The sequence below is a fragment of the Serratia sp. CY27727 genome (assembly GCF_052169275.1).
Taxonomy (GTDB): Bacteria; Pseudomonadota; Gammaproteobacteria; order Enterobacterales; family Enterobacteriaceae; genus Serratia; species Serratia sarumanii.
Genome location: NZ_JBJNLB010000003.1, coordinates 142,524 through 154,971, shown reverse-complemented (window position 1 = coordinate 154,971; position 12,448 = coordinate 142,524). Strand labels below are relative to the sequence as shown.

At 60.3% G+C, this 12,448-nt stretch carries 11 protein-coding genes; 10 read left to right on the top strand and 1 reads right to left on the bottom strand.

All coding sequences use genetic code 11. The features are described 5' to 3' along the window. Positions 1 to 148 precede the first annotated feature (148 nt). A complete protein-coding gene (gene cra, locus ACJ8HB_RS10335) occupies positions 149 to 1,153 on the top strand; it encodes a catabolite repressor/activator (RefSeq protein ID WP_004932801.1) in 1,005 nt (334 codons plus the stop codon). Positions 1,154 to 1,190: 37 nt separating this feature from the next. Here cra and ACJ8HB_RS10330 read toward each other — a convergent pair whose 3' ends face one another. After that, positions 1,191 to 1,631, bottom strand: coding sequence for an L-alanine exporter AlaE (locus tag ACJ8HB_RS10330; protein WP_033637098.1), 441 nt, complete (start codon positions 1,629 to 1,631; stop codon positions 1,191 to 1,193). Positions 1,632 to 2,493: 862 nt separating this feature from the next. On the opposite strand from ACJ8HB_RS10330, the gene mraZ reads away from it, so the two are divergent. From mraZ to ftsW, 9 genes are read left to right on the top strand one after another with little or no spacing between them, the layout of a single operon-like run. Further along, positions 2,494 to 2,952, top strand: coding sequence for a division/cell wall cluster transcriptional repressor MraZ (gene mraZ / locus ACJ8HB_RS10325; protein ID WP_025159638.1), 459 nt, complete (start codon positions 2,494 to 2,496; stop codon positions 2,950 to 2,952). A 2-nt stretch (positions 2,953 to 2,954) separates the two neighbouring features. Further along, positions 2,955 to 3,896, top strand: a complete 942-nt coding sequence (rsmH, locus tag ACJ8HB_RS10320) for a 16S rRNA (cytosine(1402)-N(4))-methyltransferase RsmH (RefSeq protein WP_033637099.1) — start codon at positions 2,955 to 2,957, stop codon at positions 3,894 to 3,896. Beyond that, positions 3,893 to 4,213 carry a cell division protein FtsL gene (gene ftsL / locus ACJ8HB_RS10315; RefSeq protein ID WP_012005204.1) on the top strand — a complete coding sequence of 107 codons (321 nt, stop codon included), beginning with the start codon at positions 3,893 to 3,895 and terminating at the stop codon, positions 4,211 to 4,213. Before rsmH ends, ftsL begins: the two co-directional genes overlap by 4 nt. Before the next feature lie 42 nt (positions 4,214 to 4,255). Then, positions 4,256 to 6,019 carry a peptidoglycan glycosyltransferase FtsI gene (locus ACJ8HB_RS10310; RefSeq protein ID WP_004932790.1) on the top strand — a complete coding sequence of 588 codons (1,764 nt, stop codon included), beginning with the start codon at positions 4,256 to 4,258 and terminating at the stop codon, positions 6,017 to 6,019. Beyond that, positions 6,006 to 7,493, top strand: a complete 1,488-nt coding sequence (gene murE / locus ACJ8HB_RS10305; protein WP_094859824.1) for a UDP-N-acetylmuramoyl-L-alanyl-D-glutamate--2,6-diaminopimelate ligase — start codon at positions 6,006 to 6,008, stop codon at positions 7,491 to 7,493. Before ACJ8HB_RS10310 ends, murE begins: the two co-directional genes overlap by 14 nt. After that, positions 7,490 to 8,851, top strand: coding sequence for a UDP-N-acetylmuramoyl-tripeptide--D-alanyl-D-alanine ligase (gene murF, locus ACJ8HB_RS10300; protein WP_094859823.1), 1,362 nt, complete (start codon positions 7,490 to 7,492; stop codon positions 8,849 to 8,851). The genes murE and murF overlap by 4 nt, the downstream gene beginning before the upstream one ends. Further along, the gene (mraY, locus tag ACJ8HB_RS10295) at positions 8,845 to 9,927 is read left to right on the top strand and encodes a phospho-N-acetylmuramoyl-pentapeptide-transferase (RefSeq protein WP_004932782.1); all 1,083 of its coding nucleotides are present in this window, start codon (positions 8,845 to 8,847) and stop codon (positions 9,925 to 9,927) included. The genes murF and mraY overlap by 7 nt, the downstream gene beginning before the upstream one ends. A 2-nt stretch (positions 9,928 to 9,929) precedes the next feature. After that, positions 9,930 to 11,249 carry a UDP-N-acetylmuramoyl-L-alanine--D-glutamate ligase gene (murD, locus tag ACJ8HB_RS10290; protein ID WP_033641855.1) on the top strand — a complete coding sequence of 440 codons (1,320 nt, stop codon included), beginning with the start codon at positions 9,930 to 9,932 and terminating at the stop codon, positions 11,247 to 11,249. Continuing rightward, positions 11,246 to 12,448, top strand: a complete 1,203-nt coding sequence (ftsW, locus tag ACJ8HB_RS10285; protein WP_004932776.1) for a cell division protein FtsW — start codon at positions 11,246 to 11,248, stop codon at positions 12,446 to 12,448. The genes murD and ftsW overlap by 4 nt, the downstream gene beginning before the upstream one ends.

Below are 12,448 nucleotides of genomic sequence, written 5' to 3'. Positions count from 1 at the left end.
GATTGCTGGCACCTTTCGGCAAAAGCGGTTGCTAGGCAGTGTTTTCTGCTGTTAGATCGCAGAGGCTGGATTGAATAACCGCACGGGATGTCATGGTTAATCCGAGCACAGCCTTCACTTCTATTTTCAGCGTCATTAAGGGGTTAATGTGAAACTGGATGAAATCGCGCGTCTCGCGGGCGTTTCGCGCACGACGGCCAGTTACGTCATCAACGGCAAGGCGAAGCAGTATCGTGTCAGCGATAAAACCGTCGAGAAAGTGATGGCCGTGGTCAGGGAGCATAACTATCACCCGAATGCCGTCGCGGCGGGGCTGCGCGCCGGGCGTACCCGTTCTATCGGTCTGGTGATCCCGGATCTGGAAAATACCAGCTATACCCGCATCGCCAACTACCTGGAACGCCAGGCGCGCCAGCGTGGTTACCAATTGCTGATCGCCTGTTCCGAAGATCAGCCGGACAACGAAATGCGCTGTATCGAGCACCTGCTGCAGCGCCAGGTGGACGCCATCATCGTTTCCACCGCCTTGCCGCCGGAGCATCCTTTCTATCAACGCTGGGCCAACGATCCGCTGCCGATCATCGCGCTGGACCGCGCGCTGGATCGCGAGCATTTCATCAGCGTCGTCGGGGCCGATCAGGAAGACGCCTTTGCACTGGCGCAGGAGCTGCGCACCTTCCCGGCTGAATCGGTGCTGTATCTGGGCGCCTTGCCGGAGCTTTCGGTGAGCTTCCTGCGCGAGCAGGGCTTCCGTCAGGCCTGGCAAGAGGATCCCCGCCATGTCGATTACCTGTACGCCAACAGCTATGAACGTGAAGCCGCCGGCGCGCTGTTCGCCGAATGGCTGAAAACGCACCCGATGCCGCAGGCGCTGTTCACCACTTCGTTCTCGCTGTTGCAGGGCGTGATGGACGTGACGCTGAAGCAACGTGGCCGTTTGCCGACCGATCTGGCAATTGCCACCTTCGGCGACCATGAACTGTTGGATTTCCTCGAGTGCCCGGTGCTCGCGGTGGCGCAGCGCCATCGCGACGTGGCCGAACGCGTGCTCGAGCTGGTGTTGGCCAGCCTGGACGAACCGCGTAAACCCAAGCCGGGTTTGACGCGTATTCGCCGCAATCTGTTCCGCCGCGGCAGCCTGAGCCGCAAGTAGTTCGCTCTACGGGAGCCCGGGTTGTCGGGCTCCTGGTTTAGACGTAGCCCGCCACCCGGAACAGCCGCCGGCAATATTCCAGGAAATAGCCATACACCACGCCCATCGCCATGGAGACCAGCGCATTGCTGGTCACCGCCGCCAGCATTTGTGGGCCGTCGGCGCCTACGCTCCACAGAATGGCGGCATAAACCGGCGACTGGAAGCTGACGTAGGCCAGCAGGTCGGCGAGGTTGCGCAGCACGAACTGGCCGCGCGGGCAGCGGCGCGCCGTGCGAATAAACAGATCGCGATAGCGGCCGTAGGGCCAGGCGATCAGGATGTTGACCGGAATCGACAGCAGGCGCGAAGAGAGGGATTGCTGAAAGCTCATGCCGGAGATCAACACTTCTATCGCCATGCCGGCGATAAAGCAGTACACCACCAGTGCGAACGTATCGGCAGCGGCGCTACGCCAGTGAGCGGCGGGCGAAAGCATGTGTCATCCCCTTTGGTTAACCTGCTGTTAAATTATTAATGCTTGGATGTTAAGTCTGGGTTTTTGCGTTTTTTATAGTGTACTAATCTGCATTATGTTTTTTAACTAGGTTTATATTTTTATTTTTAACATTTGTTCGGTTTTTGTCCCGCGGAACCGGGGAAGAGGTGAGGGCGGAGGGATTAAAATCGGCATTTTAAAATAAACTCATTAAAAACATGTGGTTGCGATTTTTTGCTTCAAGTGAGGATTTTTTCCGGCAGAAATTGTGGAAATAAAGGTGTAAGAAAATGAAACCATAATTGTAAACAGGTATTTTGGGAATAATCTTACCAAATTGATTTAAATCGAAATTACTTCTGCTCGTAATATCCGAGCCATTTATTTTTTTCGCGGCCTCATCACGGCAGTGCAAATTGAAGTAAAATAGCGACCGGTTTTACGGTGAATAACGATTGAGCGTTATTAACTCAAGGAGTTATGGCCTTATTCCGCGATCGATTCGCCAGGCGCCGAGCCTTGGCGGGCGCGGCTCGCCAGCGGTTACCGCACTGAGATTGCCGAGCTGAAAAATGAGACATGGCTTGCAGAAGGAAGTAATGAGTTAATTAATCGCCAGTTCGTCAGGTTTTTAATCAGATTCTTTCCGCTTAGAAAATTCTCTCCGTTTATCATGGTGTTAATTTTTAATCGTCGAATAATCAGAGTTTCTTTCGCGAGTCAGCTCCCAAAATGACCAGAGAAATATTGCCAAAGCGCTGGCGCTCTGGCTTGACAAGGTTTTCATACCCTCCGTAAACTCCATTGTGTGGGAATTTGTGGGGTAAAGTGGTGAAAACGGTCACTAAGGGGTAGCTCAGGAATGTTCCGTGGAGCGACGATGGTCAACCTCGACAGCAAAGGGCGGCTCGCCGTACCTACCCGATATCGGGAATTGCTCAACGAGGAATCGCAAGGCCAAATGGTCTGTACCATTGACCTCCATCAGCCCTGCCTGCTGCTTTATCCTTTGCCCGAATGGGAAATTATTGAACAAAAATTATCACGTCTGTCGAGCATGAATCCCGCCGAGCGCCGCGTTCAGCGCCTGCTGCTGGGGCATGCCAGTGAGTGTCAGATGGATAGTGCCGGCCGTTTGCTGCTCGCCAATACGCTGCGGCAACACGCCGGGCTCACGAAAGAAGTGATGCTGGTCGGTCAGTTCAACAAGTTTGAACTGTGGGATGAACAGACCTGGTATCAACAAGTCAAGGATGATATTGACGCTGAACAGTCGACTCAGGAACCGTTGTCTGAGCGGCTACAGGACTTGTCGCTATAAGCATGTTGGAAAACTATAAACACACCACCGTCCTGCTGGACGAAGCCGTCAACGGCCTCAACATCCGCAGCAACGGCATATATATCGACGGTACTTTTGGTCGCGGTGGCCATTCTCGTCTGATTCTGTCCCAACTGGGGCCGGAAGGACGCTTGCTGGCGATTGACCGTGACCCTCAGGCGATTGCAGCCGCCAAATCTATTGAAGATCCTCGTTTTACCATCGTACACGGCCCATTCTCCGAGTTGTCGCACTACGTGCGGGAACGTGAATTGGTGGGCAAGATCGACGGCGTTCTGCTCGATCTGGGCGTTTCTTCGCCGCAGCTTGACGACGCAGAGCGCGGGTTTTCCTTTATGCGCGATGGCCCGCTGGACATGCGCATGGATCCCTCCACCGGCCTGTCCGCCGCAGAGTGGCTGATGAAGGCCGAAGCGGACGACATCGCCTGGGTGCTGAAAACCTTTGGCGAAGAGCGTTTCGCCAAGCGCATCGCGCGCGCCATCGTGGAAAGAAACCGCGTGGAGCCGATGACGCGCACCAAAGCGTTGGCGGATCTGATTGCCGATGCCAGCCCGTTCCGTGAAAAGCACAAGCATCCGGCGACGCGCAGCTTCCAGGCGATCCGCATCTATATCAACAGCGAGCTGGAAGAGATCGAGCGTGCGCTCGACGGCGCGCTGGAAGTGCTGGCCCCACGGGGCCGTTTGTCGATCATCAGCTTCCACTCGCTGGAAGACCGCATCGTCAAACGCTTTATGCGTCACCACAGCCGCGGCGCTCAGGTGCCGGCGGGCATTCCGTTGACCGAAGAGCAACTGCGCAGCATGGGCGGGCGAACGCTGAAAGCGCTGGGCAAAATGATGCCGTCGGAAGCGGAAGTGGCGGACAACCCGCGTGCGCGCAGCTCGGTGCTGCGTATTGCTGAGAGGATGCCCGCGTGATTGGCAACGAACGTCACGGCCTGGTCGGGGTGATTGGCGGCGATCTGCTGCGCAATGCCAAGATCCCCCTGATTTTACTGATTGCGTCACTGGTCTCCGCGGTTTTCGTGGTGACCACCGCGCACCGCACCCGCCTGCTGACCGCCGAGCGCGAACAGCTGGTGCTGGAGCGCGATGCGCTGGATATCGAGTGGCGCAACCTGATTTTAGAAGAGAACGCCCTCGGCGATCACAGCCGGGTTGAACGTATCGCGACAGAAAAACTGCAGATGCAACACGTTGATCCATCGCAGGAAAATATCATCGTTAAACAATGAATGGTTTAACCGGAATAATGACACGGAGTAGAAAGGAAACGCATGAAAGCAGCGCGCCCCGGTAAGTTGAGACGCCAGGAAGATCAGGCCAGCTTTGTCAGCTGGCGTTTTGCGTTGCTGTGCGGCTGCATTTTGCTGGCGATGGTCGGCCTGATGCTGCGCGTCGCGTACCTGCAGGTCATCAACCCCGATCGTCTGGTGAAAGAAGGCGACATGCGTTCGCTGCGCGTGCAGGAAGTGCCGACCGCGCGCGGCATGATCAGCGATCGCGCCGGCCGGCCGTTGGCGGTCAGCGTGCCGGTCAATGCGGTGTGGGCGGATCCGAAAGAGCTGAACGAGCGCGGCGGCATCACGCTGGACAGCCGTTGGAAAGCGCTTTCCGATGCGCTGAACATCCCGCTGGACCAACTCTCAAACCGCATCAACGCTAACCCGAAAGGGCGCTTCGTTTATCTGGCGCGCCAGGTGAACCCGGCGATCGGCGACTACATCCACAAACTCAAGCTGCCGGGGATCTACCTGCGGCAGGAGTCGCGCCGTTACTATCCGGCGGGGCAGGTGACGTCGCATATCATCGGCGTGACCAATATCGACGGGCAAGGCATCGAAGGCGTCGAGAAGAGCTTCGACCGCTGGCTGACCGGGCAACCGGGCGAGAGAACGGTGCGTAAGGACCGCTTCGGCCGGGTGATCGAAGATATTTCCTCCGTCGACAGCCAGGCGGCGCACAACCTGGTGCTGAGCGTCGATGAACGCCTGCAGGCGCTGGTGTATCGCGAGCTGAACAACGCGGTGGCGTTCAACAAGGCCGAGTCGGGCACTGCGGTGCTGATCGACGTGAACACCGGCGAAGTGCTGGCGATGGCCAACAGCCCGTCTTACAACCCGAACAACATGGCCGGTACGCCGAAAGAGACCATGCGTAACCGTGCTATCACCGATATTTTTGAACCCGGTTCAACCGTGAAGCCGATGGTGGTGATGACCGCGCTGCAAAACGGCGTGGTGAGAGAAAACAGCGTGCTGAACACCATCCCGTACCGCATTCAGGGCCACGAGATCAAAGACGTGGCGCGGTACTCGGAGCTGTCATTGACCGGGATCTTGCAGAAGTCGAGTAACGTCGGTGTTTCAAAGCTGGCGTTAGCGATGCCGTCCTCAGCGTTAGTAGATACTTACTCTCGTTTTGGGCTGGGAAAAGCGACCAATTTGGGGCTGGTCGGAGAAAGCAGTGGCATATACCCAAAAAAACAACGGTGGTCTGACATAGAGAGGGCCACCTTCTCTTTCGGCTACGGGCTGATGGTAACTCCGTTACAGTTGGCGCGAGTCTATGCAACGATCGGCAGCCTGGGCGTATATCGCCCATTGTCGATCACCAAGGTTGACCCTCCGGTCGCCGGCGAGCGCGTTTTCCCTGAACCTCTGGTGCGCACCGTGGTGCACATGATGGAAAGCGTGGCCCTGCCGGGCGGCGGCGGAGTGAAAGCCGCCATCAAGGGATACCGTATCGCCATCAAAACCGGTACCGCGAAAAAAGTGGGCCCGGACGGCAAATACGTCAACCGATACATCGCTTATACCGCCGGCGTCGCGCCGGCAAGTAACCCCCGTTTTGCCCTGGTGGTCGTCATCAATGACCCGCAGGGTGGGAAATACTATGGTGGCGCAATCTCCGCGCCGGTGTTCGGCGCCATCATGGGCGGCGTATTGCGCACCATGAACGTCGAGCCTGACGCGTTGCCTACCGGTGACAAAAGCGAATTAGTGATTAACAAGAAAGAGGGTTCAGGTGGCAGATCGTAATTTGCGCGACTTACTCGCCCCGTGGGTGCCGACGGCACCCGGGCGCGCGCTGCGGGAAATGACATTAGACAGCCGTGTGGCGGCTGCCGGGGATCTGTTTGTCGCCGTTGTCGGCCATCAAACGGATGGACGCCGCTATATTCCGCAGGCCATCGCGCAGGGCGTCGCCGCCGTGATCGCCGAAGCTGACGATCAGGCCGAAGACGGCGCCATCGTTGAAATGCACGGCGTGCCGGTGATCTACCTGAGCCAACTGAACCAGCGCCTTTCCGCGCTGGCCGGGCGTTTTTACCACCAGCCGGGCGAGCGTCTGCGTCTGGTCGGCGTGACCGGCACCAACGGCAAAACCACCACCACCCAACTGCTGGCGCAGTGGAGCCAACTGCTGGGCGAAACCAGCGCGGTGATGGGCACCGTCGGCAACGGCCTGCTGGGCCAGGTGTGCCCGACCGAGAATACCACCGGTTCTGCGGTGGATGTTCAACACGTATTAAACGAGCTGGCGGAACAGGGCGCGACCTTCGCCGCCATGGAAGTTTCTTCCCACGGTCTGGTGCAACACCGGGTGGCGGCGCTGCCGTTCGCCGCGGCGGTCTTCACCAACCTGAGCCGCGATCACCTGGATTACCACGGTGATATGGCCAATTACGAGGCGGCCAAATGGTCGCTGTTCGCCGCCCACAGCGTGGGGCAGGCGATCATCAACGCCGACGATGAAGTCGGTCAGCGCTGGCTGAGCAAGCTGCCGGATGCGGTGGCGGTGACGATGCAGGGCAACCTGCAGCCGGGCGGCCACGGCCGCTGGCTGAAAACCACGGCGGTCGACTATCACGACAACGGTGCCACTGTTCGCTTCAGCTCCAGCTGGGGCGACGGCGAGATCGAAAGCCGCCTGATGGGCGCGTTCAACGTCAGCAACCTGCTGTTGGCCTTGGCGACGCTGCTGTCGCTGGGCTATCCGCTGGAGGCGCTGGTGGAAACCGGCAGCCGTCTGCAGCCGGTCTGCGGCCGCATGGAAGTGTTTAACGCGCCGGGCAAACCGACGGTAGTGGTGGATTACGCCCACACGCCGGATGCGCTGGAGAAAGCGCTGGAAGCCGCGCGCCTGCACTGCCAGGGGCAGCTGTGGTGCGTGTTCGGCTGCGGCGGCGATCGCGACAAGGGCAAGCGTCCGCTGATGGGCGGCATCGCCGAACAGTTCGCCGATCGCGTGGTGATCACCGATGACAACCCGCGTACCGAAGAGCCGCGCGCGATTATCAACGATATCCTGACCGGATTGCTGGACGCCGGGCAGGCGCTGGTGATCCACGGCCGCGCCGAAGCGGTAACCAGCGCCATCATGCAGGCGCAGGAGCAGGATGTGGTGTTGGTGGCGGGCAAAGGCCACGAAGATTACCAGCTGGTGGGCAACCGCCGCCTGGATTACTCCGACCGCACGACGGTCGCCCGACTGCTGGGGGTGCTGGCATGATCCCTGTCTCTCTTCAGACACTGGCTGAGGTATTGAGCGCTGAACCGATCGGCGCCGATTGCCAAATTGTCGAGGTGACGACAGACACCCGCAAGGTGACCGCCGGTTGCCTGTTTGTGGCGCTGAAAGGCGAGCGTTTCGACGCTCACGACTTCGCGGCGGATGCCGTAGCCGCAGGCGCCGGGGCGCTGCTGGTCAGTAAGCGCTTATTGGTGGACGTGCCGCAGCTGGTGGTGCAAGACACCCGTCTGGCGCTGGGGCAGCTTGGCGCCTGGGTGCGTCAGCAGGTGCCGGCGCGCGTGGTGGCGCTGACCGGCTCCTCGGGCAAGACATCGGTGAAAGAAATGACCGCCGCCATTCTGCGCGAATGCGGCGAAGTGCTGTATACCGCCGGCAACTTCAATAACGACATCGGCGTGCCGCTGACGTTGCTGCGTCTGGAACCGCAGCATGATTTTGCCGTGATAGAGCTGGGCGCTAACCACATTGGCGAAATTGCTTACACCACCGCATTGACGCGGCCGCAGACCGCTTTGGTGAACAACCTGGCGGCGGCTCACCTGGAAGGCTTTGGCTCGCTGGCCGGCGTCGCCCAGGCGAAAGGTGAAATCTTTACCGGCCTGCCGGCCGACGGCGTGGCGATCATCAACGCCGATAACAACGACTGGCCGCACTGGCAGAACATGCTGGGCGGCAAAACCGTCTGGCGCTTCTCGCCGCAGGCCGCCGCAGGCGTGGACTTCTTCGCGGATAACGTGCGGGTAAACGGCGCAGGCACGCAGTTCACGCTGCACAGCCCGTTCGGCACCGCCGAGATCGCGCTGCCGCTGCCGGGGCGCCACAACGTGGCCAATGCGCTGGCGGCGACGGCGCTGGCGATGTCGGTGGGCGCCACCCTCGAAGCGGTGCGTCAGGGGCTGAAACAGCTGCAGGCGGTGCCGGGGCGTCTGTTTCCGGTGGCGCTGGCCGAAGGCAAGCTGCTGCTGGACGACAGCTATAACGCCAACGTCGGGTCGATGACCGCGGCGGCGCAGGTGCTGGCAGAGATGCCGGGCTACCGCGTGATGGTGGTCGGCGATATGGCCGAGCTGGGTGCGGAAGCGGAAGAGTGTCACCGTCAGGTGGGCGAAGCCGCCCGTCTGGCCGGGGTCGACAAAGTGATCAGCGTCGGTGGTTTGAGCCGCGTGCTGAGCGAAGCGTCCGGCAACGGCGAACATTATCAGGACAAGACAGCAGTGATCGCGCGCGTGGCGGAATTACTGTCGGAACATGCGGTCATTACCGTGTTAATCAAAGGTTCACGTAGTGCCGCAATGGAGCAGGTAGTACGCGCGTTACAGGAGAAAGCACCATGTTAGTTTGGCTGGCCGAGCATTTGGTCAAGTATTACTCAGGCTTCAACGTCTTTTCTTATCTGACGTTCCGAGCCATTGTCAGCCTGCTGACCGCGCTGTTCCTGTCGCTGTGGATGGGCCCGCGGGTGATCAAGCGCCTGCAAGAAATGTCCTTCGGCCAGGTGGTGCGCAACGACGGCCCCGAGTCGCACTTCAGCAAGCGCGGCACGCCGACCATGGGCGGCATCATGATCCTGACCTCCATCACCATTTCGGTGCTGATGTGGGCTTACCCGTCCAACCCGTATGTCTGGTGCGTGCTGTTCGTGCTGGTGGGGTACGGCATCGTCGGTTTCGTCGACGACTACCGCAAGGTGGTGCGTAAGGACACCAAAGGGCTGATCGCCCGCTGGAAGTATTTCTGGCAGTCGGTGATTGCGCTGATTGTCGCATTCGCCATGTACGCCGTAGGAAAAGACACGCCAGCCACCGAGCTGGTTGTGCCGTTCTTTAAGGACGTGATGCCGCAGCTGGGCCTGCTGTATATCCTGCTGGCCTATTTCGTCATCGTCGGCACCAGCAACGCGGTCAACCTGACCGATGGCCTGGACGGCCTGGCGATCATGCCGACGGTATTCGTGGCGGCCGGCTTCGCGCTGGTGGCCTGGGCGACCGGTAACATGAACTTCGCCAACTACCTGCATATTCCGTATCTGCGTCATGCCGGTGAGCTGGTGATCGTGTGTACCGCCATCGTCGGCGCCGGCCTCGGGTTCCTGTGGTTCAACACTTACCCGGCCCAGGTGTTTATGGGCGACGTCGGTTCGTTGGCGCTGGGCGGCGCGCTGGGCACCATCGCGGTGCTGCTGCGCCAGGAGTTCTTGTTGGTGATCATGGGCGGCGTATTCGTGGTAGAGACGCTGTCGGTGATCCTGCAGGTGGGATCGTTCAAGCTGCGCGGGCAACGCATTTTCCGCATGGCGCCGATTCACCACCACTATGAATTGAAAGGCTGGCCGGAGCCGCGCGTTATCGTGCGCTTCTGGATCATTTCGCTGATGCTGGTGCTGATTGGCCTGGCAACGCTGAAGGTGCGTTAATCATGGCAGACTATCAGGGTAGAAAAGTCGTCATCATCGGGTTGGGCCTCACCGGCCTGTCCTGTGTCGATTTCTTCATGGCGCGCGGCGTGACGCCGCGCGTGATGGATACCCGTATCGCGCCGCCAGGGTTGGACAAACTGCCTGAAAGCGTGGAGCGCCATCTGGGCGATCTGAATCAGGACTGGCTGCTGGCGGCGGATCTGATCGTCGCCAGCCCGGGCGTCGCGCTGGCGACCCCGGCATTGAGCGCCGCGGCGGACGCCGGCGTGGAAATCGTCGGCGACGTCGAACTGTTCTGCCGTGAAGCGCAGGCGCCGATCGTGGCGATCACCGGCTCCAACGGTAAAAGCACCGTCACCACCCTGGTGGGCGAGATGGCGAAAGCCGCCGGTTGGGCGGTGGGCGTGGGCGGCAATATCGGCCTGCCGGCGCTGAGCCTGCTGCGCCAGGAATGCCAGCTTTACGTGCTGGAGTTGTCCAGCTTCCAGTTGGAAACGACGTATAGCCTGCGGGCGGCGGCGGCGACCATCCTGAACGTGACCGAAGATCATATGGATCGCTATCCGTTCGGCCTGCAGCAGTATCGCGGCGCCAAGCTGCGCGTGTATGAAAACGCCGCGGTGTGCGTGGTGAACGCCGACGATGCGCTGACCATGCCGGTGCGCGGCGCCGACGAGCGCTGCGTCAGCTTCGGCGCCGACGTGGGCGACTATCACCTGAACCGTCAGCAGGGGGAAACCTGGCTGCGGGTGCGCGGTGAGAAGGTGCTGAATACGCGCGAGATGAAGCTGACCGGCCGCCACAATTACACCAACGCCCTGGCGGCGCTGGCGTTGGCGGATGCGGTCAATATTCCGCGCGCATCCAGCCTGAAGGCGCTGACCACCTTCACCGGCCTGGCGCACCGCTTCCAGCTGGCTTGGGAGAACAACGGCGTGCGTTGGATCAACGATTCCAAAGCCACCAACGTCGGCAGCACCGAAGCGGCGCTGAACGGCCTGCAGGTAGACGGCACGCTGCATCTGCTGCTGGGCGGCGACGGCAAGTCCGCCGATTTCTCGCCGCTGGCGCGCTATCTGCAGGGCGACAATGTGCGGCTGTATTGCTTTGGCCGCGATGGCGCCCAGCTGGCACAGCTGCGGCCGGAGGTGGCGACGCTGACCGAGACCATGGAGCAGGCGATGCGCACCATCGCCGGCCGCGTACAGCCCGGCGACATGGTATTGCTGTCGCCGGCCTGCGCCAGTCTCGATCAGTTCCGTAATTTTGAAGTGCGCGGCGATGAGTTCGCCCGCCTGGCGCAGGAGCTTGGCGGATGAAACTACGCTTGCCGAACTTCGGGCTGACAGAACGGATGAAAGACTGGGTGACCGGCGCGCGCGACAACGATGCGGTCAACATGGTGCTGTACGATCGCACCCTGCTGTGGCTGACCTTCGGGTTGGCGATCATCGGCTTCGTGATGGTGACCTCGGCGTCGATGCCGATCGGCCAACGCCTGGCAGACGATCCGTTCCTGTTCGCCAAACGTGACGCGCTGTACCTCGGCCTGGCGTTCGGTCTGTCGCTGGTGACGCTGCGTATCCCGATGGAAGTTTGGCAGCGTTACAGCAACGTGATGCTGCTGATGTCGATCGTGATGCTGCTGATCGTGCTGGTGGTGGGGAGCTCGGTAAACGGAGCCTCGCGCTGGATCGCGCTCGGCCCGCTGCGTATTCAGCCGGCGGAGCTGTCCAAGCTGTCGCTGTTCTGCTACCTGGCGAGCTATCTGGTGCGCAAGGTGGAAGAGGTGCGCAGCAACTTCTGGGGCTTCTGCAAGCCGATGGGCGTGATGGTGGTGCTGGCGGTGCTGCTGCTGGCGCAGCCGGACCTCGGTACCGTGGTGGTGCTGTTCATCACCACGCTGGCGATGCTGTTCCTGGCCGGCGCGAAAATGTGGCAATTCCTGGCGATCATCGGCTCCGGCGTGTTCGCCGTGGTGCTGCTGATCATCGCGGAACCGTACCGTATGCGCCGCGTGACCTCGTTCTGGAACCCGTGGGCCGATCCGTTCGGCAGCGGCTACCAGCTGACCCAGTCGCTGATGGCGTTTGGCCGCGGCGAGTTCTGGGGGCAGGGGCTCGGCAACTCAGTGCAGAAACTCGAGTATTTGCCGGAAGCGCACACCGACTTCATCTTCTCCATTTTGGGTGAAGAACTGGGCTATATCGGTGTGGTTTTAGCCCTGTTAATGGTATTCTTCGTCGCTTTTCGCGCGATGTCCATCGGGCGCCGCGCGCTGGAGATCGACCAACGCTTCTCCGGCTTCCTGGCCTGCGCGATCGGCGTATGGTTCAGCTTCCAGGCGCTGGTTAACGTCGGCGCCGCGGCGGGCATGCTGCCGACCAAAGGTCTGACGCTGCCGCTGATCAGTTACGGCGGTTCAAGCTTGCTGATTATGTCGACGGCCATCGTGCTGTTGCTGCGAATTGATTATGAAACGCGCCTGACCAAGGCTCAGGCGTTTGTGAAGAGGTAA

Bases quoted from the DNA above. Each gene is read 5' to 3' on its own strand.
- ACJ8HB_RS10330 (WP_033637098.1), bottom strand. From the start codon at position 1,631: ATGCTTTCGCCCGCCGCTCACTGGCGTAGCGCCGCTGCCGATACGTTC.
- mraZ (WP_025159638.1), top strand. From the start codon at position 2,494: ATGTTCCGTGGAGCGACGATGGTCAACCTCGACAGCAAAGGGCGGCTC.
- rsmH (WP_033637099.1), top strand. From the start codon at position 2,955: ATGTTGGAAAACTATAAACACACCACCGTCCTGCTGGACGAAGCCGTC.
- ACJ8HB_RS10310 (WP_004932790.1), top strand. From the start codon at position 4,256: ATGAAAGCAGCGCGCCCCGGTAAGTTGAGACGCCAGGAAGATCAGGCC.
- murF (WP_094859823.1), top strand. From the start codon at position 7,490: ATGATCCCTGTCTCTCTTCAGACACTGGCTGAGGTATTGAGCGCTGAA.
- mraY (WP_004932782.1), top strand. From the start codon at position 8,845: ATGTTAGTTTGGCTGGCCGAGCATTTGGTCAAGTATTACTCAGGCTTC.
- murD (WP_033641855.1), top strand. From the start codon at position 9,930: ATGGCAGACTATCAGGGTAGAAAAGTCGTCATCATCGGGTTGGGCCTC.
- ftsW (WP_004932776.1), top strand. From the start codon at position 11,246: ATGAAACTACGCTTGCCGAACTTCGGGCTGACAGAACGGATGAAAGAC.